Here is a 26375-nt window from a genome sequence, read left to right on the forward strand (position 1 = left end):
ATGAAGTATTACATCATCGCCGGCGAAGCTTCTGGAGATTTACATGGCTCTAATTTAATTAAAGCACTTAAGAAACAAGACCCAAATGCCGAAATAAGATGTTGGGGTGGCGATTTGATGCAGGCGGCCGGTGGCACCTTGGCCAAACATTATAAAGAAATGGCCTTTATGGGTTTTTTAGAGGTTATAAAAAACCTTTCTAAAATCTTTTCTAACATAAATTATTGCAAAACAGACATTACCCATTTTAAACCAGATGCCATCATCTTTATAGATTTTTCTGGTTTTAATCTACGCATAGCAAAATGGGCAAAAGAAAACACCTATAACACCCATTATTATATTAGTCCGCAAGTATGGGCGTCTAGAGCTGGCCGTATACAAAAGATAAAGGCATACATTAACCATATGTATGTTATACTTCCGTTTGAAAAAGCATTCTATAGCCAATACAACTACCCAGTTAACTTTGTTGGGCATCCGCTTTTGGACGCCATTTCACAAACCGAAGTAATAATCAACGAGGAATTTAGGAACACCAACAATTTACACCCCAACAAACCAATTATTGCATTATTACCAGGCAGTAGAAAGCAGGAGGTAGAAAAAATGCTCACAATTATGTTAAGCATGGCTCCGTTGTTTACAGATTACCAATTTGTAATTGCGGGCGCGCCCAGTTTAGAGAATAATTTTTATAAAAAGTTTTTAGAAAAAGGCACGGTAAGCTTTGTAAAAAACCAAACCTATGCTCTTTTGAGCCACTCTCATGCCGCATTGGTCACAAGCGGTACTGCCACACTAGAAACCGCACTATTTAAAGTACCACAGGTGGTTTGCTATAAAGGCAATTGGGTTTCTTACCAGATAGCAAAACGAATTATTACTTTAAAATACATTTCACTTGTAAATCTAATTATGGACCAAGAGGTTGTTAAAGAATTAATACAAGATGAACTTACCTCAAAAAACTTACAGGCAGAGCTAACCAAAATTGTTAATGGAAATGCACGAGATAAGATGTTAGCCAATTATGCGTTATTAGAAGAAAAGTTAGGCGGTAGCGGAGCCAGTGAAAAAGCGGCAAAATTAATCGTAAAAAACACCTAACTTTAAAAACACGTGTTCTTAATCCTTTTCTATGCATAAAAAGTTTTTGCTCTTAGTTTTAACTATATCGCTCACAAATTGTGTGGTTAAAAAGAAAACTACTTACGCAAAAGCAAAAACGGTTACCATAGAGGCCGACCAACCTTTAGAAACAACTCCTAGAATTCGTAAAAAGAAAACTAAAGAATTGGAAAAAGCAGATGAAATCATAAATATTGCTTTACAATTTACAGGCACAAGATATAAGTTTGGTGGCACTACCAGAAAAGGGATGGACTGCTCAGGCCTGGTTTATGTTGCCTTATTAGAAAACAATATTTCTTTTCCTAGAGCTTCTTACCAAATGGCCACAGAAGGAAAAAAAATCAATCTATCCCAAGTACAAAAAGGCGATTTACTTTTTTTTAAAACTGGAAGAAAAGGCAAGCGCATAAACCATGTTGGCTTGGTGGTCTCTATAGCGGACGATGAGATTAAATTTATACACGCCACTACTTCAAGAGGGGTTATTGTCTCTTCTTTACGAGAAGGATATTGGAGCAATAGCTTTGTAAAAGCCAATAGAATCTTATAGCATGCGGTTATGGGATTTTATATCCGTACGCATTTCCCTAGGTTTAACACTGGGCATATTACTTAACAACCTATTAAACCTATCTTCCCTTTATTGGTTACTACCATTTTTAATTTCGATTTTCCTTTTTGGCGCAATTCTTAAAATGCGTAAATATAACGTACAACATATTCCCAATATTACCTTTTTCTTGAACAGCATATTGTTAGGCGCACTAGTTCACAGTCTAACGCTTCCAATAAATCAAAAACTTCATTACAGTCATAAAACCACCCCTAATCCGCAACAACTTACCCTTACGATACAGTCCGAATTAAAGCCTAATGATTACGCCAGAAACTATATTGTAAGCGTAAACAGTTTATCCAATACCAAAACCAAAGGGCTAGCTCTTTTAAACATTGCTAAAGACAGTTTAAGAAAGCAAAGTTTAGAACCTGGTGACCAGTTGGTATCCATAGCTAAGATTAAATCCGTTACCAACCCATTAAACCCGTATCAATTTAATTACAAAAAGTATTTGGCCTATCAAGGAATCCATTATAGAATTCAACTACGGCCAGAGTGGTTTAAAAAGTTGGACAAAAAAAATTCGAGCATATATACACTATCGGCCAATTACAGAAATAAAATTACTAGCCGTTTAAAAACTGAAGGTTTTGGCAGTGAAGAACTGGGTATTATACAGGCCCTACTTTTAGGGGAGCGTAATGGAGTAAATAAAGACGTACTGGAAGACTATAAAAAAGCTGGTGCAATTCATATTCTCGCTGTTTCTGGTCTTCATATTGGCATTTTATTATTGCTCTTCAACATTCTACTAAAGCCCTTAGAGCGCCTCCCACACGGAAATCAAATTAAATTACTGCTAGGTTTGCTTCTCTTGTGGACCTATGCTTTTATAGCGGGACTATCCCCTTCCATAGTCCGGGCCTGCACCATGTATTCTTTTCTAGCCTATGCGTTATTACTTAATAGACCTACAAATACGTTTAATTTATTGGCGTTATCCTATGTAACCGTACTTCTAATTAACCCACTAAACCTTTTTCAAGTTGGGTTCCAATTAAGTTATACTGCCGTGTTAGCAATAGTTTGGCTACACCCTAAGCTAATGTTGCTTTGGTATCCCAAAAATCTATTTTTAAATAAAGTATGGCAATTGCTGGCCGTTAGCATTACCGCTCAATTGGGCGTACTTCCATTAAGCTTATTTTATTTTCACCAATTTCCAGGATTGTTCTTTATAGCCAATTTGTTAATTGTTCCTTTTTTGGGGGTAATTTTGGGACTAGGTTTACTGACTATAGTATTAAGTATGCTGCAAGTTTTACCTACCGTATTGGTAAATCTCTACAATACTCTTATTAGGTTGATGAACCACATTATCAAATTAGTAGCGGAGCAAGATGCATTTGTTTTAACCGATATAAGTTTCGATTTTTCTGAGGTTATTTTAAGCTATACATTTATTCTATTTGGTGTTTTGTATTTTTCAAAACCGAAAAAGAATTTATTTGTAATTTCTATTAGCGCGTTAGGCGTATTTTTAGGGGTGCTCTTATTTAAAGACATAGAAGCTAGTAAAAGAATTTATACGTACATATTACACCAAAACCAACAAAACGTCTTACTTCATCAAAACGGGTTTCTTTTAAATTGCTATACCAATAACTCTAGAAACCCATACCTAATTAAAAATTATATGGTTGCTGAGCGTATTAAGCTTGTGAACACACAAGAACTACAAAATGCATACACCATAACCCACAAAAACTTATTTAGAATTGATAGCAATCTTGTGTTACCACATAAGAATTTTAAGATAGATTACTTATGGCTTACCCATAATGCTAAAATAAACCTTAACCGTTTACTAGAACAACATAAACCAACTATGGTTATTGCAGACGGTAGCAATTACGCCTTTATGAGCGCTCTTTGGCAACAAACCTGCCTAGAAAAGAAAATCCCTTTTCACGACACGCGCAAAAAGGGAGCTTTTCAATTTCCTTTGGATAATAATTAATGAACGTTACCCATAAGTCTTTTAATTAAAGGTGAAGCCAGAATTACCAGCAAGCCCGCGCCTAAAGAATATTTTGCTATTAGCATAAAACCGTCTGTATAGACCGTGAGCGTTTCAAAACCAGAAATAGTGCCATCAGAACTTTCAATTGCAAGTTGCTTTCCTATAAATCCAACAACTTGAAATGCAAAAGCCGAAGATAAAAACCAGACGCCCATCATAAAAGCAACAATACGTTTTGGTGATAAATCCGTGATTTTTGATAAACCAACAGGAGACATAAACAATTCACCAACCGAAAGTAAAAAATACATTAGCAGCAAATACGCAAAGGGCACATAGCCACTCTCGTTGGCGCTAGCCCCACTTATGGCCAATGCGTAGAAACTAATACCGGCAAATAACAATCCCATCCCAAATTTGTACGGTGTTCTGGGATTTAAATTCTTTTTGGACAACCACTGCCATAACATAGAGATGGGTATGGCCAAGATTATAATCCACATAGAGTTCAATGAATTGGTTTGTGAAGCAGACATAATACCTTCCAAATCCACGTTTCTAGCGGCAAACAAGGTTATAACACTACCAGATAATTCATGAAAACCCCAAAAAATGGTCATAAAAAAAGTGATAAGAACAGCTACAAATAGTTTTTTACGCTCATCTGGGGTTGCTTGTACCATGATGTAGGTTAAATATCCTAAAATAGATATACCTATCAGCTTAAATATAATGTTTACGATGTTCTGATCGCCCAACCAGGTACCTTCTTCTCCTAGTGCTTGGTAAGAAGACAATAGATAAGCTATTACAGGTACCGAAGCAAACGCCAATATGGGCACCAAAATACCTTGTTTAATACCGGCTACCTTTTTATCTATATTTCCATTTTCTGGTGGTAAACCTTTGTCTCCAAAAACACCTTTTTTTATACCACTCCAAAAAACAATTAAACCGGTTAACATGCCTATACCGGCCAAACCAAAACCATAATGCCAACCATATGCCGCAGCTAACCAACCACAGAGTAATGGAGCTACCCATCCACCAATATTAATTCCCATATAGAAAATGGTAAATCCAGAATCTTTTCTAGGGTCTCCATCTTTGTAGAGTGATCCTACAAAAGTTGAAATATTGGGTTTAAAGAAGCCGTTTCCTGCAATAATTAACGACAAGGCCAAAAAGAAGGCTACATTATTTTCTATAGCTAACACAAAATGCCCCAAAGACATTAAAATACCGCCAAGAAAAATAGAGTTTCGCATTCCTAAGATACCATCGGATATTCTACCACCAATTACTGTAGACGCATAAACTAATGACCCGTAAGACGAATAAACTGCTGCGGTTGCATAATCTTTTTTAGCCAAAGCCTCAAAAATTACATCTACCATGTAAAGTGTAAGAAGGGCACGCATTCCATAAAAACTGAAACGCTCCCATAACTCAGCAAAAAAGAGATAGAATAATCCTTGAGGATGCCCAAGCAACTGCTTTTCGCTAGCCGGTGTTATCATTTCTGACATATATTGAGTTGAGTTTAGTTACTGGATTATAAGTTTTCCTTGATAAAATTGGTCATTTTAGTATACAAATGCAATCTGGTATTGCCTCCGTAAATTCCATGGTTTCTATCTGGGTAGATAGCCCAATCAAATTGCTTATTGGCTTGCACCAAGGCTTCTATCATCCGCATTGAATTTTGTACGTGCACATTATCATCACCCGTACCATGTACCAATAAGTATTTACCTTTTAACAATTCTGGATAATTGAATGGCGAATTATCATCATACCCACTTGCGTTTTCTTGTGGTGTTTGCATATAACGTTCCGTATAAACGGTATCATAAAAACGCCAGCTGGTAACCGGTGCTACCGCAATTGCCATCTCAAAAGTATCATTCCCTTTTAAAATTGCATTGGTAGACATAAAACCACCGTAGCTCCAACCCCAAATACCAGTTCTTTCTGCATCTATATACGGCAACTTACTTAACTCCTTTGCAGCTGCTATTTGATCTTCTACTTCATATTTACCTAATTCTAATTGCGTAACTTTTTTAAAGTCCCTACCCTTAAAACCGGTACCACGACCATCTACACAAGCTATAATATAACCCTCAGCTGCCAACATTTGGTGCCAATAATCATTAGCGCCACCCCATCTATTGGCCACTTGCTGAGAACCCGGCCCACTATACTGAAACATGAATAAAGGATATTCTTTATTTGGGTCAAAATCTACAGGCTTGTACATATACATATTTAACTCATTACCATTTATACTAATGGTGCTAAATTCTTTTTTGGCCAGATTATAACCTTCTAATTGCTCTAATAAGGCTTTGTTATCTTTTATATCGGCAACCTTTTTACCGTTAGACGCTTTGTGCAAGGTAAATTCATAAGGTGTTGTAGCACTAGAATAGGTATTTATAAAGTAACTATAATCACTACTAAAAGAAGCACCGTTAGTGCCCTCTTTGTTGGTTAACCTAGTCTTATCGGAACCATTGCTACTTATATGGTAAACATCTCTATTTATGGACCCATTTTCTGTAGACTGATAAAAGATACGATCATTGGCTTGGTCATAACCATAATAATGGGTCACTTCCCATGGCCCTTTGGTAATTTGATTCATTAACTTACCATCTTGGTCATACAAATAGACATGATTGTGACCATCTCTCTCGCTTGTCCAAATAAAACTGTCGTCTTCAAGAAACGTTAAATCATCTGTTACGTCTACATAAGCCTCATCTGTTTCTTCCAATAAAACCTCAGTAGAATTATCTTTGGCATTCACCGCGATCAACTTCATTATGTTTTGATGCCTATTTAGGGTCCTAACGCTTAAATAATCGGCATTGTTCATCCATTTTATTCTAGGTATATAGTAGGGATTGCCCAGATTTACTTCAGAAATTGCCCCAGAGCTTACATCTAGCATATGTAAACTTACCTTGGCATTTTCCTCTCCTGCTTTTGGGTATTTAAATTGATATTGATATTGGTAAAGGTCTTGCCCGTAAACATCCATAGAAAAATTTGGCACATTGGATTCGTCAAACTTTAAGAAAGCAATTTTAGTACCGCTGCTGTTCCATGCAAAAGCCTGTACAAATGCAAATTCTTCCTCATATACCCAATCGGTAATACCATTAATTATTGAACCTGCCACACCATCCGTAGTAAGTTGCGTGGTCTGCTTGGTCTTTAGGTTAAACAGGTAAAGATTGTTTTCTTTGGCATAGGCAACTTTTGTACCATCTGGCGAAAGTTCTGGCTCTTGTATTTTGTCATCGGAAATTTTAACCAATTCCTTTGATTTTACATCGTATACATAATAGACACCTAGTCTAGAATGCCTAAAAATCGGCTCAATCTCTGTGGCCAGTATTATTTGGGATTCGTCATTAGAAAATTCATAGGATGTAAAAAAGGGAATTGCATCATTAGAAGCTACAATAGTAGCTACCTTTTTTTGTGTCTTGTAGTCATATTTATCCAAACTGCTTCCTTGCGGATTACGGCTAAAGTTCAAAACGGTGTATTCTTTACCATTGTTCATAGAACGTAACGCATCCATATACTCTGTACGAAAGGCACCTCCCCATATTTCTTCTAGGGTTATGTCTTTTTTTTGCGCTGTTAGCCCGGTCAAAAACAAAATGCTGCTGGTAACAACTAAAAATAGTCTGTTCATTTAAGTTAATTATTGATTTAAAACCCCCAAGTTTACTAATAATTTACGTAAAAATCACACTCTAGGTTATATTTGAAACACAAATAACAAGCCAAAACCGTTAAAGATTTATCTTTGAAATTTAAGTTGATATTATGCAGAGACCGGTAAATGGTTTTTCTAAGTTATCCAAGCAACAGAAAATTGAATGGATTGCAAAAGAATGCACCCAAGACCCCGAAAAAACCAAGAAACTATTAGAAAAGTACTGGAACGCCGATACGGATTTACAAAAAACCCATGATGAGTTTATAGAAAATACACTTTCTAATTTTTATCTACCCTATGCCGTAGCACCAAATTTTCTAATTAACGAGCAATTATTGGCTATACCCATGACCATTGAAGAGAGTTCTGTGGTTGCAGCAGCTAGTAAGGCAGCTAAATTTTGGTTAACCAAAGGTGGTTTTAAAACCGAAGTCTTAGGAACGGAGAAAATTGGACAAGTACATTTTATGTACCATGGCCAAAAGAATAAACTAGTTAACTTAATTGATGCGTTACAACCCAAGTTTATGGCAGATACCGCAGCCATAACCAAGAATATGAATAAACGTGGTGGTGGTATTAGTGCTATAAATTTAAGAGACAAGACAGACCAACTAGAAGGATATTATCAGCTACACTGCACCTTTGAAACGCTTGATGCCATGGGTGCCAATTTTATAAATAGTTGTTTGGAACAGTTTGCCACAACGCTAGAAAATGCCGTTGCCATACATCCAGAATTTGCAAATGATAAACCAGAGGTAGTCATGAGCATCTTAAGCAACTATGTTCCAAACTGTGTGGTAAGGGCTAGTGTAAGCTGCCCAATAACCAATACTAAATCTGAAAACAGCGTATCTAGAACCTTTGCTGAAAAGATGTACCAAGCGGTTACCATTGCTAAAACCGAACCGTTTAGAGCCGTTACGCACAACAAAGGCATCATGAATGGTATTGATGCGGTTGTCTTAGCCACAGGTAACGATTTTAGGGCAATAGAAGCCGGTGTACATGCCTACGCAGCTAAAGATGGTAAATACAGCAGCTTAACCCATTGCACCATAGAAAACAATGAATTCAAGTTTTGGATTGATGTTCCGTTGGCGCTAGGCACTGTTGGAGGTCTAACTTCCTTACATCCTTTGGTTAAACTAAGCTTAGAAATTTTGCAGCAACCTTCTGCAAAAGAATTGATGCAAATAATAGCAGTGGCCGGTTTAGCCCAAAACTTTGCCGCCCTTAGAAGCTTAGTTACCACTGGCATACAAAAAGGCCATATGAAGATGCACCTACTAAATATTCTTAATACGCTAGGCGCAAATGACAGAGAAAAAGAACAATTGGTAGCTCTCTTTAAAGAGCAGACCGTAAGTAATGCTGCCGTAACCGAAGCATTAGAAAATCTACGCAGGTAAATGACAAATACATTTTATAGCAACGGCAAACTGCTGCTAACGGGAGAGTATGCCATTTTAGATGGTGCTACAGGTCTTGCCATACCTACAAAATTTGGACAGTGGCTTTATGCGGACCAAACGGCCAAACCTTGTTTAAACTGGCTTAGCAAAGATGCGGATGGTAGCGTCTGGTTTCATGCAGAATTTAGTTTACCCGCTTTAGAGATTAGAGAAACTAACGACATTGAAAAGGCAAAAGTTCTTAAAAAGATTTTTAAAGCAGTTAGAATTCAAAAGCCTGATTTTTTGGACCATAGTGGCAGTGGCTGGCAAATTGAAACAAAGCTAAGCTTTCCTAGAAATTGGGGCTTAGGTACCAGTTCTACTTTACTCAATAACATAGCCCAATGGACCCAAGTAGATGCTTTTGAACTTTTAGGGCAAACTTTGGGAGGAAGTGGTTATGACCTTGCCTGTGCACAACACATGCAACCTATATTGTATAAATTGGATTTGGGCAAACCACAAATACTACCGGTACGCTTTAATCCGGATTTTAGCGATAAGTTGTTTTTTATTTACCTGAATAAAAAGCAAAATAGTAGAGATGCTATTGCCACTTACCGAAAGCAGATTTTTAATAAGGCAGACCTTATAGCGCAAATAAACCGAATATCCCATAAACTCCTAGAAACGGAAAGCATTGAGTTATTTGAATCACTAGTAATTGAGCATGAAATGGCCATTGGAACTATTTTGGGCCAATCTCCCGTTCAGAACAAATTTCCCGATTATTTTGGTGCTATAAAAAGCTTAGGAGCCTGGGGAGGTGATTTTATTTTAGCTACCGGAAATGAAAAAACCCCTGACTATTTTAAAGCCAAGGGTTTTGATACTGTTGTTCCTTTTACGGATATGATTCTTTAATAGAATGTAGCTCTATTGTCTTCTATTTCTGCACCCTCTTTTAAAGCATTGTATACACCAGAATTAACAGAGTTTTGATTCTGTGTAGACAAGGTTTGGGCAAATGTGCTAAAGTTTGGCAATTTAACACCTTGGTTCTTTTTATTCAATTTAACCATATAAACACCACTTTCTCCTTCTAGCAATCCAGAGGTTGCACCTTCCGCAAGAGAAAAGGCTTTACCTACCACATACGGCTCACGCCCAGCACCAGGAATAGTTGGTGATTTTATAGTTACTGCAGAAGCAGTAGATACAGTTACATTGTTATCTTTAGCAAAAGCATCCATTGTCTTGCCTTTGTTATTAGCTATTATTTGAGCGGCTTTTTTCTCTTTTCTAATTTTTGGCAAAACCAAAGCAGAAGCATCTTCTGCAGACATTGGCCCTTCTTTATACTTTTTGGTCAATTGCACCACCGCATAACCACTGGCCAAATCAAAACGCTTAATATCACCAACGCTAGTTTCTTCGTTGAAAGCCCATTGTACAATATTACGTTGCGCGGATAAACCAGGAAGGTTTTCATCCATCTCTGCAATTTTATTAACAGGCCTAACGGTATAATCACTTTCTTTTGCAATGTCGTCAAAAGCATTTGCGTCCGCGTCAGAAACTTTCATTTCAAACTGAGTTGCATCTGTAAACAATGTATTTACGGTTTCTTCAGATGGCTCTACCTCTCTAGCTAATGTAGCTACTTGTACCACATCTTGCTTATCATCAACCTTAATGATATGAAAACCAAATTCTGTTTCTACCAAACCAATGGCATCTACAGGATTGTTAAAACAAAAGTCATTAAACTCATCTGCCATTACCCCTTCTTGGAAGTATCCTAAATCTCCACCTCTTGGTGCAGAAGGACCATCTGAGTTATCTCTTGCCAACACGCTAAATTCCGTATCTGCTTTCTTGGCTTCCGTTAATAAACGTTTGGCCTCTACCTCTGCTTCTTCCTTAGTTCTTTTAATACTTGAGTTTGCTCTTGTAGCACCTTCATAAGCTATTAAAATATGGCTAGCCTTTACAGTTCCATTGGATTTTCTATCCATCATTTTAGTAACCTTATAAGAAGAACCATCTTTGTAAGGGCCGTAAGTTTCACCTACTGCCAACGCCATAATTTGATCTGCGGCTACTGCTGGCAAATCTCGCTTGGCTTTGTAAATTGTATCTAATTTTTCATCAGAATTTCTATCCAAGAAAGCCGCCATATCTTTAGTAGTCTTAAAGCCTGCTATGGTATCTGTAGTATTGGCTGCCTCGTTAAATTCTACTGTGTCTCCCATCAATGCGGTCACGGCTTCCTTAACCGCTGTTTCGTCTGCAGTTGAAGGCTTTTCTTCAAAGAACACAAAGCGAATATCCCTAGCTTTTTCTTGCTTGTATTCATTTTGATGTTGCTTTACGTAGTCCGCAATCTCACTTTTACTTACTTGTATACTGCTGTCTGCAATTGAGGTATATGGTACACGAACGTACGCTAAATCTACTTTGTCATTGGCCAATTGATAGTCAAATTCGCCTTCTGCCAAGGTAGCGCCTACTCCAGATTTTATTAAGTTAAAATAGATTTGCTCTTTAGCTGATTGAATTATGGATTTTTCTATGGTCAACCAATTATCGTACAATAATGGCTGTGTCTCTCTCCAATCTGCAATGGTAGTTTTAAACACCTCTGCATCAAAAACTCCATTTTCATTTTGAAAAGATGGGTCTTGTGCATAACCTGTATTTTTGATAAAATCAACAATTTGATCACTTTCAACATCGATGCCCAAACGTTCAAACTCTTGATTTAATAGTGTATTTCTAACTTCTTGATCGTATACACGATTAACCAATTGAGTGGCAGAAAAATTCTGACCAAACTGTTGTTGCGCCAACTCTAGTTTTCTGGTAAAATCCTCTCTACCTATTGCCTCTCCATTTACTTCTGCTACTATAGAGCTGATTTTTCCGCCAGAAAAATCGCTTCCTGTAAAGATTCCAGAAATAACAAATGCGAACAAGGCCAAACCAATTATTAAAATTAGTACCGTAGTTCGCTTCCTAATATTCTCCAATATTGCCATTTGCGTACTGCTTTATGCTAAATTCAGTGGGCGAAAATACCATTTTCTTTTTAAAATAGAAAGCTAAAAAATATACCTGAAAAGGTATTGTAAATGGAATAGTAGAAATACTATTTATCTTCTTCTGTCTTGTGCAGTTCTACCAAGTCTATCTTATTATTGGAGACTTCTACAATTTTAAGCAAGAACCCTTCTATTTTAATCTCATCGTCTTGCCTTGGAATATCTTCCGTAAAATTAGTGATAAAACCACCAAGCGTGCCATATTCCTCGCTCTCCGGAAGTTCTAGTTTGTAATTTTCGTTAAGGTAATCTACTTCTAATCTAGCAGAGAATTTGAAGCTATTTTCTCCTAAATCTTCTTCAATTAAGTCTGTAGTATCGTGTTCATCTTCAATTTCACCAAACAATTCTTCCACAATATCTTCTACCGTCATAATACCAGAGGTACCTCCATACTCGTCTAACACAACAGCCATGCTTTTGCGTTTACGTATTAAGACGTTTAAAATATCATGAATAAGCATGGTCTCTGGCACAAACTCTACCGGTCTTAAAATATGTTTAATGGTTTTTGGCTTTTTAAACATTTCATAAGAATGAACGTAGCCAATTATTTCTTCTATAGTTTCTTTATAGACCAGAATTTTAGAATACCCGGTTTCTACAAACAAATTTTTAAGGTTTTTAGGGGTCTCTTTAAGTTCTACCGCCATAATTTCGGTTCTAGGCACCATAACGTCCCTAGCTTTAACCGCTGAAAACTCTAACGCGTTTTGGAATATTTGTATCTCTGAATCTACCGCACCTTGTTCTTCTACGGCTTCCATTTGTTCCGATATATAATCTCCCAACTCTAGCTTGGTAAAGGCCAATTGCACTTCATCTCCATCCGTTTTTAAAAAGTATTTTAGAATGAAATCTGAAATTTTGATAACGAACCAAGAAATTCCGGAAAACAACAAATAAAAGAAGTATGCCGGAAGTGCTAGTACCTTAAGAAGGGTATTGGCATAAATCTGAAACAATACTTTTGGTAGAAATTCTGCCGTAATTAAAATAACAAGGGTAGAAATCACCGTTTGGGTTAACAAACTAAATTCTACCAATAGTACATTTAAAAAATTAGATTGGGTAGGCACCATTGATTGAAACCACATCATGAGCAAATCGCCCATGAACATACCATAAACCACCAACGCAATGTTATTGCCAATAAGCATGGTGGCTATAAATTTTGAAGGCTTCTCCGTTATCCACCCCAAAACCTTTGCCAAAAAACCTTCTTGTTTTTTTTCTAGTTCAATATGTATTTTGTTCGCAGAAACAAATGCAATTTCCATTCCGCTAAAAAAAGCAGAGAACAATAAGGAAATTACTATAACAAGAATAGCCGTGCTCAATGGTATTTATTAATTATGGTCTTTTCTGGCCTCAAATTTCTTTCTATATTTTCTACGAAAGAAAAACATAGCAATTGAAACCACTGCAAAAAATATAAATATATAGGTTTCTTGGGGTGCTGCACTCCAAAGTGTTACTATTTTATAAATAGAAGCTATTGCAACAGCCAAATACAAATACTCCGTATACTTTAAAATCTTAGTCATTCTGTTCTTCTTTAATGGTCATGATACCAAAAGTTTTATGCGCATTTAAAAAGGTAAAATCCTTATTAAAATCCATTCCCTCGCCATCCATGACGGTTCCTTCTTCAGGATTAGTATATGTAAACTTTTCTTCTGTAAATATCCAATTATTATTTTGATCCCAATACAATTGGTCTGTTTCCAATTGCTTGCCATCATTGCTGGTTATAACCACGTTACCGCGCAAGTCTATAATTTTGGTCTGTGTATAAACCATACCATAATCTGCTTTTACGGTATTTTTGTTTCCTTCTTCGTCATAAAATTCTACCTGAAGACCTTTGGGAAACACTTTGTACCTAAAAGACAAGTTATCGTAATCTTCATTTAACGGACTCTCCAAGATGGCAATTACCTTGGTAACGGCAGAGTCTTTGGTACTCATGGGTTTTTCTGCCTCTGTGTATGTTAGTTTAAAATTCTCTGCTACACCTTGTGGAAAAATCTTGGCTTTAGCCTCTTGACCCACTCTTTCATAATTATCTTGGCAGGCTATAAAAAGGATTGCCACAGCTAATGCTGTGGCAAATCTTAAACTTGTATCTTGTATGTTTTGTAACACGCTTATAGACTAGGTACTTTTACGCTACCGCCTACCCAACAACTAAAAGTAATTGTTTTACCGGCCATTCCAGAGTTAAAGATCATGGTCTTGTCCGGAGCTTTGGCATTATAACTAGCAGCCGTCCTACTTGCCGTAGACGCTACCGAAGGATCTACCCTACCAGCCTGGCTAGCAGTATTTGCTGCCTTCCAGTAAATAGCTCTTTTCTCAAAAGCAGATGTACCACAATCATTTGCACTACTAGCATATAAATTTGCCAACAACAAATAAGCTTTACCGTTTGCAGAGTTTGCTTCTATAGCTTTATTCAAGTAATTTCTAGCTTGAGATTTGCTAGACTTTCTTACAATAGTTGCAATCTTATATAGGATGTTCGATTTTTTATAAGAATCTGTAGTTAATTCTACCGCCTTATTAAAGTCCGCGATTGCACCACTATTATCTCCAGACTTTGCTTTTAGCGTACCACCGTACAAATAAGCATCTGCAGAAGGATCTAAAGCCAACTGGGCCTCAAACAATTTCTTGAACATTGGATCATCTGTACATTCTTTAGAGAACATTCTACCTACAGCACGCTTAACCCACTTTACGTCGTTCTTTTTTGCCTCAAAATTCTTTTCGTATAACGGTATTAGGTTTTCACAGTCTGCCAATTTACCCAACTTACCATCTACACTAGAAGCCACTTGACCAAATGCCTTAGAGTTATTGGTATATGCTTTTACGTATCTTTTTTCTTTTGAAGTTAAAGCCGTACCGGCATCTTCTTTAGCCAAAAGCTTAGCTAAAGAGGCTGTAATTGCTTTGTTTTCTTCCTCTAATTTTTCGGTAACCTCATCGTAAACATCAAAAACTTCTTGCAAATCTTTCTTTCCCGCTTCATGCAGATCTACCAAGCTAGAGAAATAAAGGTATAAGGCCTTTGGGTTTTTAAAATTTTTCTTGTCAGAATTAAAAGCGTCTCCCAATTGCTGATACGTTTCCTCATCAGAAATCATATTGTTATCACGCTTCAACATTACCTTATCTATAGTAACGGAGGCAGTAGTGTATTTTGCTGGAAAATGAACTTTAGAAGCATCATAAACCGCTAATAACATATTGATATGGCCATCTTTTTCTGCACCAGATGTATTTTCAATCTTGTGCATTAAGATTTTTTCTCCGTAAGAATAATTAGCCTTATTTAAACCTGGACAATTTTCGTACACCATTTTCCATGGCTCATAAGCAGCATCGTAATTTTTTACTTTTGCATGCTCTGCATAAATTGAAAGATTGGTCATGCATTCAGGATTTTGCGCCTGAGCAGTACTTAAACCGATCGACATGATCCCAACAAACATGGTTAAGTAGAAATTCTTCTTCATTTTGTTAATTTTAAAGTGGTTAATGTACAAATTTTTATAGAACTGTCCCTTTAAAAATCAGGGCTTTAAGAGCTTTTTAGTGATTTTTTAAAATAATGGATTTAATTTATTTTTCTTTTAGCAAACCATCTATCATTTAGTGAAAATCCTACATTCATTTTTAAATAACTTTCTTCCACCAAACCTGCAGCTCTTGTTCCTCTTCTCCCTAGCTCGAAACCAATATTTAAATTTGAAAAGTCTCTGCCAAGTGGTACACCTAAACCAAAAGTTATGCCAAAATTATTAATCTCCTTATTTTCAATAACTAAGCCAGTTTTATCGTATTTAAGACCTGCCCTATAGGTAATTCTATTAAATACGTTCGTTAGCGCACGATAATTAGGTATAAAGTACCCTCCAAAAGATACTGTTGAAGCATCTATATAATCTACATTGGCTTGTGCAATAAACTCATTTTCAAAGTCGCTCATTTGCTGCATGGCATATTCAGCACCAACAAACCATTTACGTTCTTCACCATATCCCAATCCAAAGGTAAATGTGGTTGGTATTTTGATTTCTCCATTTTTTAGTCCCTGGGCATCCAAATTAACATCCAACACTTCTATATCTGCTCCTGTTTCTGTTGAGAAAGAACCAATACGCTGACTGTTTTTAGAAATAAGATTAACCTGGGTATCCGCTCCAAAATAAGTATGCAACGTATGTTTACCAATGCTTGGGGAGTAATTTATACTGTAATTAAAGTCAAACCCATCTATTCTAGAATCCCTATTATCTATAGTACCAAATTGTACGCCCTGCACACTTTGTAAACGCTGATAATTTAGGGTTCCAAAGTTATAGTTTATAGTTGCACCAATACTTACATTTTTTATAGGCTCGTACCCCCATGAAAGAAACACTTTATTTAGACTACCCTCACCGCTAAAAACATTGGTTACGGAATCCAAATCTGCATTTACCCTTGTTTGGTTTAAACTATAACCAACAGAAGAATAAGGTTGCAGACCAAAAGCAACACCCATATTCTTTGCGACAGGAAAACCAATTGCCAAATAATCTAAATTACTTACAGAAGTTCTTTGTTCCTCAAAGTTATCTTTAAGTCTGTTTTCTTTTCTAGATATGGCCCCACCGTAAACGGTTAAGCGAAGTTTGGATAGTGCGGCAGGATTTTTTAGATTTAAATGTATACTATCTGCATACAATTGCAAGCCGCCCATCATTTGATTTTCTACGGTACCATTATCCCGACCCTCACCAACACCAAAATAGGAATATGGAGAAATAGTGCTCTTTTGCGCATATATACCAACCGAAAGCAAGCACATACATGCCACCAAAATTTGTCTAACCATTTACTGTTTATTGTATTCCAACAGGTAATTTAACCCCTCCAGCAGGAATTTAGAATTCGCAAATATGGAATTTTTTAGTCTTTTAGCAAAAAATTGCCCATCACCTCCTGTTAAAATAACTGTTAAATCTTTAAAACGGTTTTTATATTCCAGAATAACACCATCTAGTTCATGTATAATACCATTAACCACACCGCTATGCATACTTTGTACGGTACTATTACCAATCAAACTCAATGGTGCTTCTACAGTTAATAAGGGTAGCTTATTGGTTTGCCCATGAAGCGCCTTATAGCGCATAGCCAAACCAGGAGAAATTGCCCCACCTAAATACGTACCGTCTGCGTTTACAATATCATAGGTTATACACGTACCCATGTCAATTACCAGTGTATTTCCATATTGGTTATAATAAAAAGCAGCGGTTGCCAAAGCCATACGGTCTACCCCCAAACTTGCAGGTGTTGCATAATTATTTGAAAAGGGAACTTTAGATGTAGGCGATAATACATGAACTTTGTTAAAAAGGGTAAGAATTTTTATTTCCTTTTGATCCACACCACCTACCGAACAATAGATAGATTGTTTAATATTTGGGTACTCATCAAAAATTTTCTTGATTGTTTCCAAAAAATCATCCGCATCACTAGTTTTAAACAACAGCAAGCTATTACGCTGATATACACCGTATTTTACCTGTGTGTTTCCTTTATCTATTACCAAGTTCATAATACAAAGTACGGCAAATAGAAAAAAAGAATCTTCTTTTTTGCGTTTTAGTTTGTAAATCCTAAAATTGAAATTATATTTGCACCCGCCTTTGAGAAATGATTTGAACCTCTCAATAGCTAAAATGACATTCTGGTACCTTAGCTCAGTTGGTAGAGCAACGGACTGAAAATCCGTGTGTCCCTGGTTCGATTCCTGGAGGTACCACAATAAAAATCCGTAAGACACTGTTATTCTGTGTATTGCGGATTTTTTATTTCAACACGTCCCGTTATTTGTTCCGTTTTCAAGTCACTTTCACCACAAATAACAGTTATACCCCACCTGTTATCATCATAAATTCAGTATAAATTTTCAGTTTTCACATACCTCTAAACACTCTAAACATAACATTTTACAAATATTTCACTATTTGACTATATTTTTTTTGTCATCTTTTGGCGGTTTGGATTTAATGTCGTATATTTGACTATATTTTTTTTGCCAACTGTGAAATTATGAACACAACAATATACAACCCCGCAAATAAGAGAAAAGAACAACTGATTAATGAATTTGTTGTCAGGACTAAGGAATTCAATCAGATTTTCACAGAGATTACTGAAAACTTAGGTCAAACCATCAACCAACACTACCTAATAATTGGACAAAGAGGTTCTGGCAAAACTACACTGATTCATAGGGTAAAGTACGCTATAGAAGAAGGAAATGAATTTAAAAATGTAATTCCAATTACCCTAGGTGAAGAACAATATGGAATTAGTGAACTTTTAAATCTTTGGGAAAAGATTGCAGAAGTGTTAGAAGACTATTATCATTTCAACAATTTATGCATTGAAGTTCAAGACAAAATTGATGCTGAAGAAAATCAATCCGAAATATTTGAGCAAATTTTCAATAGAGTCCGAGATAAGAATAAAATCATCATCTTGTTCATTGATAATTTTATTGATTTACTCGATAAATTTTCAAAAAAAGAAATTAATTACTTACAGAGCGTTTTAGTTCAATGCTTAAACATTAAAATTGTTGCAGCTAGTCCAATTTCCCCTGAAAACCTTGATGAATCGTTCGAAAACCTATTTCATCAATTTCACAGAATACATCTTAACGGCCTAACTAATAGTGAAATAAGGAGACTTCTTCTTAAATTATCAGAATCAGATAATAGTAAAAATAAAATTGAAGACATTATCCAAAACAATCCAGAAAGGATAGAAATTCTTAGACTACTTACTGGAGGTGTTACAAGAACAATTGTCTCTTTGTACAAAATATTCACCGACAATGTTAGTGGCAAATCTGTACGCGACTTACAACTTACACTAGATTCAGTGACCCCGCTATACAAACACAACATGGATGATTTGCCAAAAAACCAACAAAAAATTGTTGACGTAATAGCAAAAAGTTGGGACGCTACTAGTGTAAAAGAAATAGTCAAAAGCACAAGGAAAGAAAGTAAGACGGTATCTGCACAAATCAGACAGTTAGAAAAAAAACAGATAATTGAAAAAATCCCAACTGACACTAAAAACCATCTGTATCAGATCAAGGAAAGATTCTTTAACATATGGTATCTAATGCGTTATGGCAGAAAACATGATAGAAAAAGGGTTATTTGGCTAGTAAGATTTTTAGAGTCTTGGTGCTCAAAAGAAGAGTTAGAAAGTCGGATTACTTCACATATAAGTTATTTAGAAAGCGGCCAGTATGATGAAGAAGCAGCAAGTCTTTTAGGCGAAGCCTATCTCGCTTGCAAATCAGTTGGCCTTCATTTAAAAAAGGAACTACTAAATAGTTCAATTAAGTATCTTCCAGAAAACCTCACCGAGGGTATGAATTATTTCGATTCTGATGTATTCAAAACTGCTTTCGAATATTATAAAGAAGAGGAATATGAAACTGCCATCAAATATGCCTTAGAAATTACAGATGAAAAAGTTTACGGCTTTCTTACGGATAACTATTTAAGAATAGGAGATTTAGATAATGCTTTAAAATATTCAGACCTATCCATTAAAACTGCCAACCCAGATAAAATTGATTTTGCATTGAGAGGAGAGGTATTTCATGAACTCAAGCAGTATGAAGATGCAATTGATTCATTTAAAATGGCACTGGAAAAGGGTAACGAATATGTTCAAGTTGAACTTGGCGTTGTCTATTTTAAAAATGAACAGTTCGAAAAAGCAGAAGAAGCCTTCCTCAAAGGTATTGAAATAGATTCTTGTAAAGTACAAGCCTATCATCAACTAGGCCACCTATACGAATTCCTAAATGAGAAAGAAAAAGCCATTTCAAATTTTGAAAAAGCCATTGAATTAGGTAACGACAAAGCCCAATTATGCCTTGCTAGGTTTTATGATATGAATGATGATTTCATCAACTCTGAATCCCATTATCTGAAGGCTCTCGAAAAATATCCTGTAGAGGCTAAAATCAGTCTTGCCCTATTAAATTTTGACCACAAAAATGAAAGTAAAGGGTTAGAATATCTAAATGATTTTGAAAATACTGAAGACCCAAACATGGAGTACTTAATTGGTAGAATCTATGATAGGTACACTGAAAATTCAGAAAAAGCAATCAAACATCTTCAACAAGCGATTGATCTTGGAAACAATTCTGCTTACCATAAACTAGCACATGTATACCAAAAAATTGATGATAAAAAGAATGCTGAAAAATCATTTATCGCTGCTTATGAAATTGGTGAAGACTATTCAGCATTATTATGCCTTGCAGAATTTTATCGTGAATACAATATAAATAAAGAAAAAGCCCTTGAACACATCCAAAATGCCCGTGAAAATCTGGAGTTTGACCATAGCGAAATCACTTTACTTGCCATAACTCTCTTATGGAATAATCAATTGGAAAAATCCCTAGCAGAAATTGAACCCGTAATAGATGAATTCAGTCAATCTGTAAAAAATTCTGATGCGGAAGTTTTATATGATGACCTTGTTGATACTGAAGAAATTGATGATGAGGAAGATTCTCAATGGGATTTTTTAATTGAGTACTTCATCGAGTTAATAAGTTATGATAATTATGAAAGTGCTTTAAAATTGTTAACAGAATACGACCTTATCGAAACTTTTAAACCAATCTATTTTTCGCTCATGTATTTTATGAAGGAAAAATATCCTTCAGAATATTTAAAAATGGGTGATGAGGTTAAGGAAATTGTTGAAGATATTATTGAAGAAATTAAAGATAAAAAGAAGAATAGAATAGAATAAATTAAGCCAACCCGTTGACCCGAATTGGCTTAAAAATATTGTCCCTTAAGGTTTTCGAAACTAGAAAATGTAGGCTTACAACCTCCATCTTTAAAGCCGAAAAATACTTAAGATTAATAGTATAGATATTTGGAGATATCAAATGCTAAGATAAACAAAATTGTTAATTGACAATGTAACATAGAATTATAATTTAAAAATAAAAATCGTAAAGAACCCCAGTAATAATAAGGCGCGCTAGACATTTTCTAGCAAAACAAGAAGTGAGATCGTTCTCACGATTTTTAATATTTTAAATTACAACACTATGCATTTTAGCATTTTTTATAAACTGGGTAGTCGACAACCCAATTTAGACTTTGTCGACATCAAATTAAATACGGACAACACATTGTTCATAGACCCGAGATTAATTGAAAGCCAAAACACACATTTCTGTGTGTTGATGCAAAAAAGAATTGAAGTCTTTTGGGGTGAATTAATTAAAAGTGTAAAAGCGAAAGATACCAAAAGAGTTTATTATCTGCTTTCTGGGCTAAAGGAGCCAAACGAAACAAGACTTGGTTACGCTTTTAGCACACCAAAAGGAAATTCTGTAGCAGCCAAGTTAAAGCCGAAAATCGTTGATGCAATTCAAAGAAATAAGGCCGTTCAATCGGGCATTTTAAGTCATTTTTCTGATGTTGAACTATTTATTGAGGATATTGGTTCTGATAGGATTTCAGATATAACAACCAAGATAATTAAAGAAGTCCTCATCGAGTTTACTCAGGAACAATGCAAATTGCATAATATCCCAACAGTTGAGGTTTTACAGGACGATATTTTCGATATGAAAACTCATCGCTGGGTAAGGAGAAAGGTTAATTTGCCTGTCTATTTTGGGAAACCAATTTTATTGGTTCCAAAAAACATTGTTAGACTTGAAAATTCGGCTGGTCACAATATCGGCTGCTTCTACCGCTTTGCAATTAGAAATTTTATAGTTCATGATAAAGATATGCTAGTAGATGTAAGCCCATCGGGTAAGGATGGGGAAATTTTACTGAGAGATGTTCAATCAAAGTATCCTTTATCAAAAGGCTCCCTTAATAATTGGGTTTTAAAATATGGCCCATTATTGGTCGACTACAAAACCGATTATTTGAAGGGAAGAATTAGACCACTTACTGATGATGAAATCATGGCCGTAATATACGACGATGATATTTCTATTGCCAGTTAAGTTTATTGATAATTGGGGCCGGTTTAAAACTCCGGCCTCTATTTTTGTTGCAATGTAATAAAGCATTGGGCACAATCAAGTCTATCAATTTATATGATTCCAACTCATCAATAAGATTTGTAAGAAATATCTAACGCACGCACGCGTATTGACCTCCGAAAATTATATGGTTATTTCAAATAAAAAACTGCTCAACACTAATCCAGATGCGGTTTCAAGAAATTTTAACAAAGATTAAAACACGTTTAAACCATACAATTGTTTTTTTGTTTTAACCTTTTTTCCTTAGTTCTGAATGGTACTTGTTGTTGCATTTTTTAGAACAATAAATTGCATCACTTCGTTTAAGTCGAATATTCTTACCACATACTTTACACTGTTTTTGGGTTATATTTTTTGCAATCTTTTCTCCTTGGTCCTGTTTGTACGTTTTAACCTTGCATTCTAACGAATAAAACGTATACATTTCCTTTCCACTGTGATTAATTTTTTTATGGTTAAAACGTATACGCTTTTCTGCTGTCAAAAAATTCCATTTATCTACTAATAACAATCCTATTTCTTTATAGGTAGGAGACAAATAAAGTTTTAGAAAGTGTTGTTTAGCCCTCGTTCGCTGCACCCGATTAAAATCTTCCCAATTTCTTGGCGTTGCATAGTAAAGAACCTTTTTTTGTTGAAAGACGCTTAAATCTCTCCACATTAATTGCTTATCAAAATATATTATCTCTTCCCATAAGTGAACAATTAAGTTCCCAAGCAACTTAACTTTATTTACCATAAGTAAATCAGACGGTTTAATAATATTGAACTTCTTAACGTATGCCATTTTCTTAACGGCCACCTCTACCCTCACAAGATTTTCAATCATAAGTCCACTTTACTTTCCTTTATCATAGATTTTCAGAATATACTGTTGCCTTCCTATAGTCTTCCCTAACTTGATACGGTTTACATTAAACTCTGAAAATGCTCTATTTCTTTATGCAACAAGATTCCCGATTAATTCTCCAGCAGAAAGAGGGACATTTAAATTAATTCCAACTTCAAGATTTCTCAAAATTGCCAAATTAGGGTCAACATTAAATTTTTTCTGGATCTCCAAAATTGCATCTTGTAACTGACCTATATCAAAATCAGTGGTGTTGTTTCTTCCCCGATTGAAGTATTTATGAAGAGAACCTTCGATGCTACAGTTATACGCTCCAGAACACATGCTTGATTCCCTTAGAATAAACTTAAGACCTCTATATTTGGCCACTAACTTATTGCCCAACTCGCCTGTCCGCGTATTTGTATAGACATGAAATTCCAACAATGAATTATGTAACCATTGGTTTCCATCAAAATTCAGAATATCTATTTTGACACTGTCTATCATGTTAAAGGCTATTAATTGTTAATCAGAAATCTTATCTTTAATCGTTACTTACCGATCTATAACTAATGCGCTTTAAACTCATTAAAACCTCATCTTTCTTGTATCTTATTTTATTTCCAATTCGATAAGATTGAAGGATTCCTTTACTAGTCCAACTGTGCAATGTGGGCAATGAAATGGTTAATAAAGATGCAACCTCCTGTCGTGTTAATAATTGGTCCTTAGGCTGAGGTTTATATCTCTCTTTTAGTTCTTGAAGACCTTCCTCAAGGTTTTGAAATCTGCCTAATAAATCCTTTGAGTGGATTCCTTGAACTTCGGTTTTTATATACTCTTTACTTTGCATCGTTTAATTTTTTTGTTCAATGCAAAGGTTTTTAAATACCAACTCGACACAGTCGACAATGACGAGTAGAATGGGAACATTTTATTCAGTCTAGTCTCATTGCCTCAATAATCCTATCTACTAACTCGGTTTTTCCAAAAAATGGATTATTTATTGATTTCAAAGCATCTCGTAGTTGCTTGCTTGTAATTGGACTATTATCGCATGAGAATGCTCGTGTTTTTTCTATAGTTTTCAATGCCCCTCATCGCTTGATAAACTGCTTTTGCATCAACATATCAAGGAAATATCTCAACTCTGAAATTGTAGTACCCGGCTTTAATTTTATTGGCACTACAAAAACCTCAATATTGGCAGAAAAAAGATTTTGCCATTGTTCAAGATTTGACTCAAACAATTCTTGTGAATTTTCAAATAATTTTAAAATTTGCCAATTTGGGGCTATAAAATTTGGCTTTAATGTCAGTTGGACACCCTTATTATTTATAGGTTTTCTGCTAAATTTATCAATGATAAAATCCGCATGTTTAATTCTTTCTTCAAAGTTGGAATGTATCTTTTCTAAATTTTCCAACTCCTTTTTAATTGAATCATTCTCAATTTGTAATTCACTGTTTTCATATTGTGATAATTGATAAAATGGGTTTGATTCCAACTCCTCTTTTGCCTTTTCCAGACTCAACCTAAATTTTACCAACTCGTCCAATTTTAATCCGGTGGGGCTATCTTCAAACCTAGAATTAGACTTTCTTAATTGGTTCCCTAATTCAAAATACCCCCTCATCTTATCATACTCCTTATCGAAGTGCTCCATATATGGATAAACCTTTCCTAACATTTTATTCTGTTGCTTAATTATTTTCAGAATACTTTCAGGTATTGGGTTTTTTGGGTCCTTCATTTTAAGTCCAACTAGTTTTTAAGTACTACTTTGTTGAGGTCAATCGGTTTTTTCTGCATGGATTTGTTTTTGGAATAAAGCCATCCGTTTTGCCTTATCTAAGGGCTTCTTCTTTATATATTTCAAAAACTCACTTTCCGTCTTATGTCCCGTCGCATTATAATATATTCTGTAGGCACCAATCCATATCTATTAGTTGCAAATGACCTTCTACATATGTAAGAGGTAACTAATTCATATTTATAATAAATCCCAACTTCCTTTCGATTAGTTTGAGGGTTCATTTTGGCTCCTTCAATCATATTATTTATACCAGCAAGTCTGCATACTTCTTTGATTTTTCGATTGAAAATGGCAAGATTACTAGATAGAACTTCACTGAAAATCGGTGGAAAATCATTATCATACTTATCCAGTATTTTTTGAACATCATCATCCAACCATACTATAACATGTGTATTAGTTTTCTGCTGTATTAATTCTATAAAATTGAGATTATCATCAACTAAAAAATTATCTTTTGAGAGTTGCATTAAATCACCTGCCCTCTGCCCTATTGAACAACCTATTAGCAACCAATCGCGAGCAATGTCTAATTGAGCATCATCAAGAGTAATGTCTTCTAATTTTTTTATGTCATCCCAATTTAAATATGTGGTTTTTACCTCATCGGTAAAACTTCTTACATCTCGAATATTATTTGCCACCTCATAACCATTTTCTGGGCATCCAAGCAAATTGATTTAAGCAACTTAATATACTTACCGATAGTATTTTCAGAAAGATTTTGAACTTCTTTAAGGTAATCACTGGAATTATTGGCAAGTACTATATCAACATCTTTAAGTAATAATTTTTGGTTGGTATAACTTTCAAAATCTTCAATCTTCCTTTTTATGGTTTTGTAACTTTTCTCGGTACCGATTGACACACCTCTCCTGTGGGTTCTTCTATTCACTTTATATCTTAGATTCTCAATAAAGTTTTGGGAATAGTTCAAAAGAAATTCTAAGTTTAATTCCTTCGTCATACCAAAAAACTCATCAATCCTGTTTTTTAGCCAAAAAGAATTTATTGAATCACCATTGACAATACTAGAATTATACTTTTTAAGTATATGATTAGATAGTTCCTTTAAATCAATCGTAATTTTATCTTTTTCATGAAACTCAGACAACTTTCTTACTTTACCAGTTTCATTATTAAAATATGCAGGATTAATTAAAAGTGGAACTGTCCTTCTGAAGTCAATTTTACCATTTAAATAAATCGACAAGTAATTTTAGAAGGATTACGTTTCCCTCGAACCAAGTAACGAATAGAAGGCATATAATAATTTGAAATAATAAAAATTTGTACCGCTAATTGTACCGTTACAATTTTTATTTACTTTAATTCAACTTTATCTCAATAAACTATAAGACATTATAAATATATTGATAAGTAGTAAATTAAATAAGGAATGGAGTATATATTATTGGCCCAAGGAGAAATGTTGAATAAAATAATTTTATTCCTGGAGGTACCACTTAAAATCCTCACAGCAATGTGAGGATTTTTTAGTTTTTGCACCTACCTAGCCCACCGCAATACTAGTTTATTACAGCACCAAGAGTAGTGAACTACTTCCTATTGTACCAATTACACCAAAAAACTTACCAATTATAAAAACCCGCACTTGTCTATGCTATTCCA

At 35.2% G+C, this 26375-nt stretch carries 22 protein-coding genes and 1 tRNA gene; 8 read left to right on the plus strand and 15 right to left on the minus strand.

What is annotated here, in order from left to right; genetic code table 11:
* Genes lpxB through BUL40_RS10285 form a run of 3 tightly spaced genes read left to right on the plus strand, consistent with a single transcriptional unit; the run spans window position 1 to window position 3713 of the window.
* Window positions 1-1110, plus strand: a complete 1110-nt coding sequence (lpxB, locus tag BUL40_RS10275; protein WP_080319184.1) for a lipid-A-disaccharide synthase — start codon at window positions 1-3, stop codon at window positions 1108-1110.
* Between the two features lie 31 nt (window positions 1111-1141).
* Complete coding sequence (locus tag BUL40_RS10280) at window positions 1142-1684, plus strand: C40 family peptidase (protein WP_080319185.1); 543 nt, start codon at window positions 1142-1144, stop codon at window positions 1682-1684.
* A gap of 1 nt (window position 1685) precedes the next feature.
* A complete protein-coding gene (locus tag BUL40_RS10285) occupies window positions 1686-3713 on the plus strand; it encodes a ComEC/Rec2 family competence protein (RefSeq protein ID WP_080319186.1) in 2028 nt (675 codons plus the stop codon).
* Here BUL40_RS10285 and BUL40_RS10290 read toward each other — a convergent pair.
* On the minus strand, window positions 3710-5245 hold the full coding sequence (locus tag BUL40_RS10290; protein WP_080319187.1) for a peptide MFS transporter: 1536 nt from the start codon (window positions 5243-5245) through the stop codon (window positions 3710-3712). The two genes, BUL40_RS10285 and BUL40_RS10290, sit on opposite strands and share 4 nt — an antisense overlap.
* A gap of 26 nt (window positions 5246-5271) precedes the next feature.
* Window positions 5272-7431, minus strand: a complete 2160-nt coding sequence (locus BUL40_RS10295; RefSeq protein ID WP_080319188.1) for a S9 family peptidase — start codon at window positions 7429-7431, stop codon at window positions 5272-5274.
* A 134-nt stretch (window positions 7432-7565) separates the two neighbouring features.
* On the opposite strand from BUL40_RS10295, the gene BUL40_RS10300 reads away from it, so the two are divergent.
* Both BUL40_RS10300 and BUL40_RS10305 read left to right on the plus strand, forming a co-directional pair.
* Entirely contained in the window at window positions 7566-8873 is a 1308-nt protein-coding gene (locus BUL40_RS10300; protein WP_080319189.1) for a hydroxymethylglutaryl-CoA reductase, degradative, read from the plus strand.
* Entirely contained in the window at window positions 8874-9782 is a 909-nt protein-coding gene (locus BUL40_RS10305; protein ID WP_080319190.1) for a GYDIA family GHMP kinase, read from the plus strand. It abuts the gene before it with no gap.
* Here BUL40_RS10305 and BUL40_RS10310 read toward each other — a convergent pair.
* The 7 genes from BUL40_RS10310 to BUL40_RS10340 all read right to left on the minus strand — a co-directional run bounded on the left by BUL40_RS10310 (window position 9779) and on the right by BUL40_RS10340 (window position 17579).
* Window positions 9779-11899: a peptidylprolyl isomerase gene (locus tag BUL40_RS10310; RefSeq protein ID WP_080319191.1), complete on the minus strand. Its 2121-nt coding sequence runs from the start codon at window positions 11897-11899 to the stop codon at window positions 9779-9781. The genes BUL40_RS10305 and BUL40_RS10310 overlap by 4 nt on opposite strands.
* A 110-nt stretch (window positions 11900-12009) precedes the next feature.
* Window positions 12010-13302, minus strand: coding sequence for a hemolysin family protein (locus BUL40_RS10315; RefSeq protein ID WP_080319192.1), 1293 nt, complete (start codon window positions 13300-13302; stop codon window positions 12010-12012).
* A gap of 9 nt (window positions 13303-13311) precedes the next feature.
* Entirely contained in the window at window positions 13312-13509 is a 198-nt protein-coding gene (locus tag BUL40_RS10320) for a hypothetical protein (protein ID WP_010518234.1), read from the minus strand.
* Window positions 13502-14110, minus strand: a complete 609-nt coding sequence (gene lptC / locus BUL40_RS10325) for an LPS export ABC transporter periplasmic protein LptC (protein ID WP_080319193.1) — start codon at window positions 14108-14110, stop codon at window positions 13502-13504. Before lptC ends, BUL40_RS10320 begins: the two co-directional genes overlap by 8 nt.
* A 2-nt stretch (window positions 14111-14112) precedes the next feature.
* Window positions 14113-15486 (minus strand): tetratricopeptide repeat protein, encoded by a 1374-nt coding sequence (locus BUL40_RS10330; RefSeq protein ID WP_176465473.1) that lies wholly within the window; start codon window positions 15484-15486, stop codon window positions 14113-14115.
* A gap of 101 nt (window positions 15487-15587) precedes the next feature.
* Window positions 15588-16850, minus strand: coding sequence for a hypothetical protein (locus BUL40_RS10335; RefSeq protein ID WP_080319195.1), 1263 nt, complete (start codon window positions 16848-16850; stop codon window positions 15588-15590).
* Window positions 16851-17579 carry a type III pantothenate kinase gene (locus BUL40_RS10340; protein WP_080319196.1) on the minus strand — a complete coding sequence of 243 codons (729 nt, stop codon included), beginning with the start codon at window positions 17577-17579 and terminating at the stop codon, window positions 16851-16853.
* A 134-nt stretch (window positions 17580-17713) separates the two neighbouring features.
* On the opposite strand from BUL40_RS10340, the gene BUL40_RS10345 reads away from it, so the two are divergent.
* The 3 genes from BUL40_RS10345 to BUL40_RS10355 all read left to right on the plus strand — a co-directional run bounded on the left by BUL40_RS10345 (window position 17714) and on the right by BUL40_RS10355 (window position 22052).
* Window positions 17714-17786 (plus strand) — tRNA-Phe (locus tag BUL40_RS10345).
* A gap of 290 nt (window positions 17787-18076) precedes the next feature.
* Window positions 18077-20827, plus strand: a complete 2751-nt coding sequence (locus BUL40_RS10350) for a DnaA ATPase domain-containing protein (protein ID WP_080319197.1) — start codon at window positions 18077-18079, stop codon at window positions 20825-20827.
* Window positions 20828-21134: 307 nt separating this feature from the next.
* The gene (locus tag BUL40_RS10355; RefSeq protein WP_080319198.1) at window positions 21135-22052 is read left to right on the plus strand and encodes a hypothetical protein; all 918 of its coding nucleotides are present in this window, start codon (window positions 21135-21137) and stop codon (window positions 22050-22052) included.
* Window positions 22053-22323: 271 nt separating this feature from the next.
* Here the strand turns inward: BUL40_RS10355 and BUL40_RS10360 are convergent, their stop codons facing one another.
* The 6 genes from BUL40_RS10360 to BUL40_RS10385 all read right to left on the minus strand — a co-directional run bounded on the left by BUL40_RS10360 (window position 22324) and on the right by BUL40_RS10385 (window position 25956).
* A complete protein-coding gene (locus BUL40_RS10360) occupies window positions 22324-22923 on the minus strand; it encodes a hypothetical protein (protein WP_080319199.1) in 600 nt (199 codons plus the stop codon).
* A 111-nt stretch (window positions 22924-23034) separates the two neighbouring features.
* Window positions 23035-23433, minus strand: coding sequence for a hypothetical protein (locus BUL40_RS10365; RefSeq protein ID WP_080319200.1), 399 nt, complete (start codon window positions 23431-23433; stop codon window positions 23035-23037).
* Window positions 23434-23470: 37 nt separating this feature from the next.
* Entirely contained in the window at window positions 23471-23779 is a 309-nt protein-coding gene (locus BUL40_RS10370) for a helix-turn-helix domain-containing protein (RefSeq protein ID WP_080319201.1), read from the minus strand.
* 244 nt (window positions 23780-24023) lie between these two features.
* Window positions 24024-24680 (minus strand): hypothetical protein, encoded by a 657-nt coding sequence (locus tag BUL40_RS10375; RefSeq protein ID WP_080319202.1) that lies wholly within the window; start codon window positions 24678-24680, stop codon window positions 24024-24026.
* 122 nt (window positions 24681-24802) lie between these two features.
* Window positions 24803-25387 (minus strand): site-specific integrase, encoded by a 585-nt coding sequence (locus tag BUL40_RS10380; RefSeq protein WP_080319203.1) that lies wholly within the window; start codon window positions 25385-25387, stop codon window positions 24803-24805.
* Window positions 25363-25956: a phage integrase SAM-like domain-containing protein gene (locus tag BUL40_RS10385; protein WP_080319204.1), complete on the minus strand. Its 594-nt coding sequence runs from the start codon at window positions 25954-25956 to the stop codon at window positions 25363-25365. Before BUL40_RS10385 ends, BUL40_RS10380 begins: the two co-directional genes overlap by 25 nt.
* Window positions 25957-26375: the final 419 nt, after the last annotated feature.

It is taken from the genome of Croceivirga radicis (assembly GCF_002072105.2).
Lineage (GTDB): Bacteria > Bacteroidota > Bacteroidia > Flavobacteriales > Flavobacteriaceae > Croceivirga > Croceivirga radicis.

Coding starts and splice junctions, on each gene's coding strand:
- lpxB (WP_080319184.1), top strand. CDS start 1: ATGAAGTATTACATCATCGCCGGCGAAGCTTCTGGAGATTTACATGGC.
- BUL40_RS10280 (WP_080319185.1), top strand. CDS start 1,142: ATGCATAAAAAGTTTTTGCTCTTAGTTTTAACTATATCGCTCACAAAT.
- BUL40_RS10285 (WP_080319186.1), top strand. CDS start 1,686: ATGCGGTTATGGGATTTTATATCCGTACGCATTTCCCTAGGTTTAACA.
- BUL40_RS10290 (WP_080319187.1), bottom strand. CDS start 5,245: ATGTCAGAAATGATAACACCGGCTAGCGAAAAGCAGTTGCTTGGGCAT.
- BUL40_RS10295 (WP_080319188.1), bottom strand. CDS start 7,431: ATGAACAGACTATTTTTAGTTGTTACCAGCAGCATTTTGTTTTTGACC.
- BUL40_RS10300 (WP_080319189.1), top strand. CDS start 7,566: ATGCAGAGACCGGTAAATGGTTTTTCTAAGTTATCCAAGCAACAGAAA.
- BUL40_RS10305 (WP_080319190.1), top strand. CDS start 8,874: ATGACAAATACATTTTATAGCAACGGCAAACTGCTGCTAACGGGAGAG.
- BUL40_RS10310 (WP_080319191.1), bottom strand. CDS start 11,899: ATGGCAATATTGGAGAATATTAGGAAGCGAACTACGGTACTAATTTTA.
- BUL40_RS10320 (WP_010518234.1), bottom strand. CDS start 13,509: ATGACTAAGATTTTAAAGTATACGGAGTATTTGTATTTGGCTGTTGCA.
- BUL40_RS10330 (WP_176465473.1), bottom strand. CDS start 15,486: ATGAAGAAGAATTTCTACTTAACCATGTTTGTTGGGATCATGTCGATC.
- BUL40_RS10335 (WP_080319195.1), bottom strand. CDS start 16,850: ATGGTTAGACAAATTTTGGTGGCATGTATGTGCTTGCTTTCGGTTGGT.
- BUL40_RS10340 (WP_080319196.1), bottom strand. CDS start 17,579: ATGAACTTGGTAATAGATAAAGGAAACACACAGGTAAAATACGGTGTA.
- BUL40_RS10350 (WP_080319197.1), top strand. CDS start 18,077: ATGAACACAACAATATACAACCCCGCAAATAAGAGAAAAGAACAACTG.
- BUL40_RS10355 (WP_080319198.1), top strand. CDS start 21,135: ATGCATTTTAGCATTTTTTATAAACTGGGTAGTCGACAACCCAATTTA.
- BUL40_RS10360 (WP_080319199.1), bottom strand. CDS start 22,923: ATGATTGAAAATCTTGTGAGGGTAGAGGTGGCCGTTAAGAAAATGGCA.
- BUL40_RS10365 (WP_080319200.1), bottom strand. CDS start 23,433: ATGATAGACAGTGTCAAAATAGATATTCTGAATTTTGATGGAAACCAA.
- BUL40_RS10370 (WP_080319201.1), bottom strand. CDS start 23,779: ATGCAAAGTAAAGAGTATATAAAAACCGAAGTTCAAGGAATCCACTCA.
- BUL40_RS10375 (WP_080319202.1), bottom strand. CDS start 24,680: ATGAAGGACCCAAAAAACCCAATACCTGAAAGTATTCTGAAAATAATT.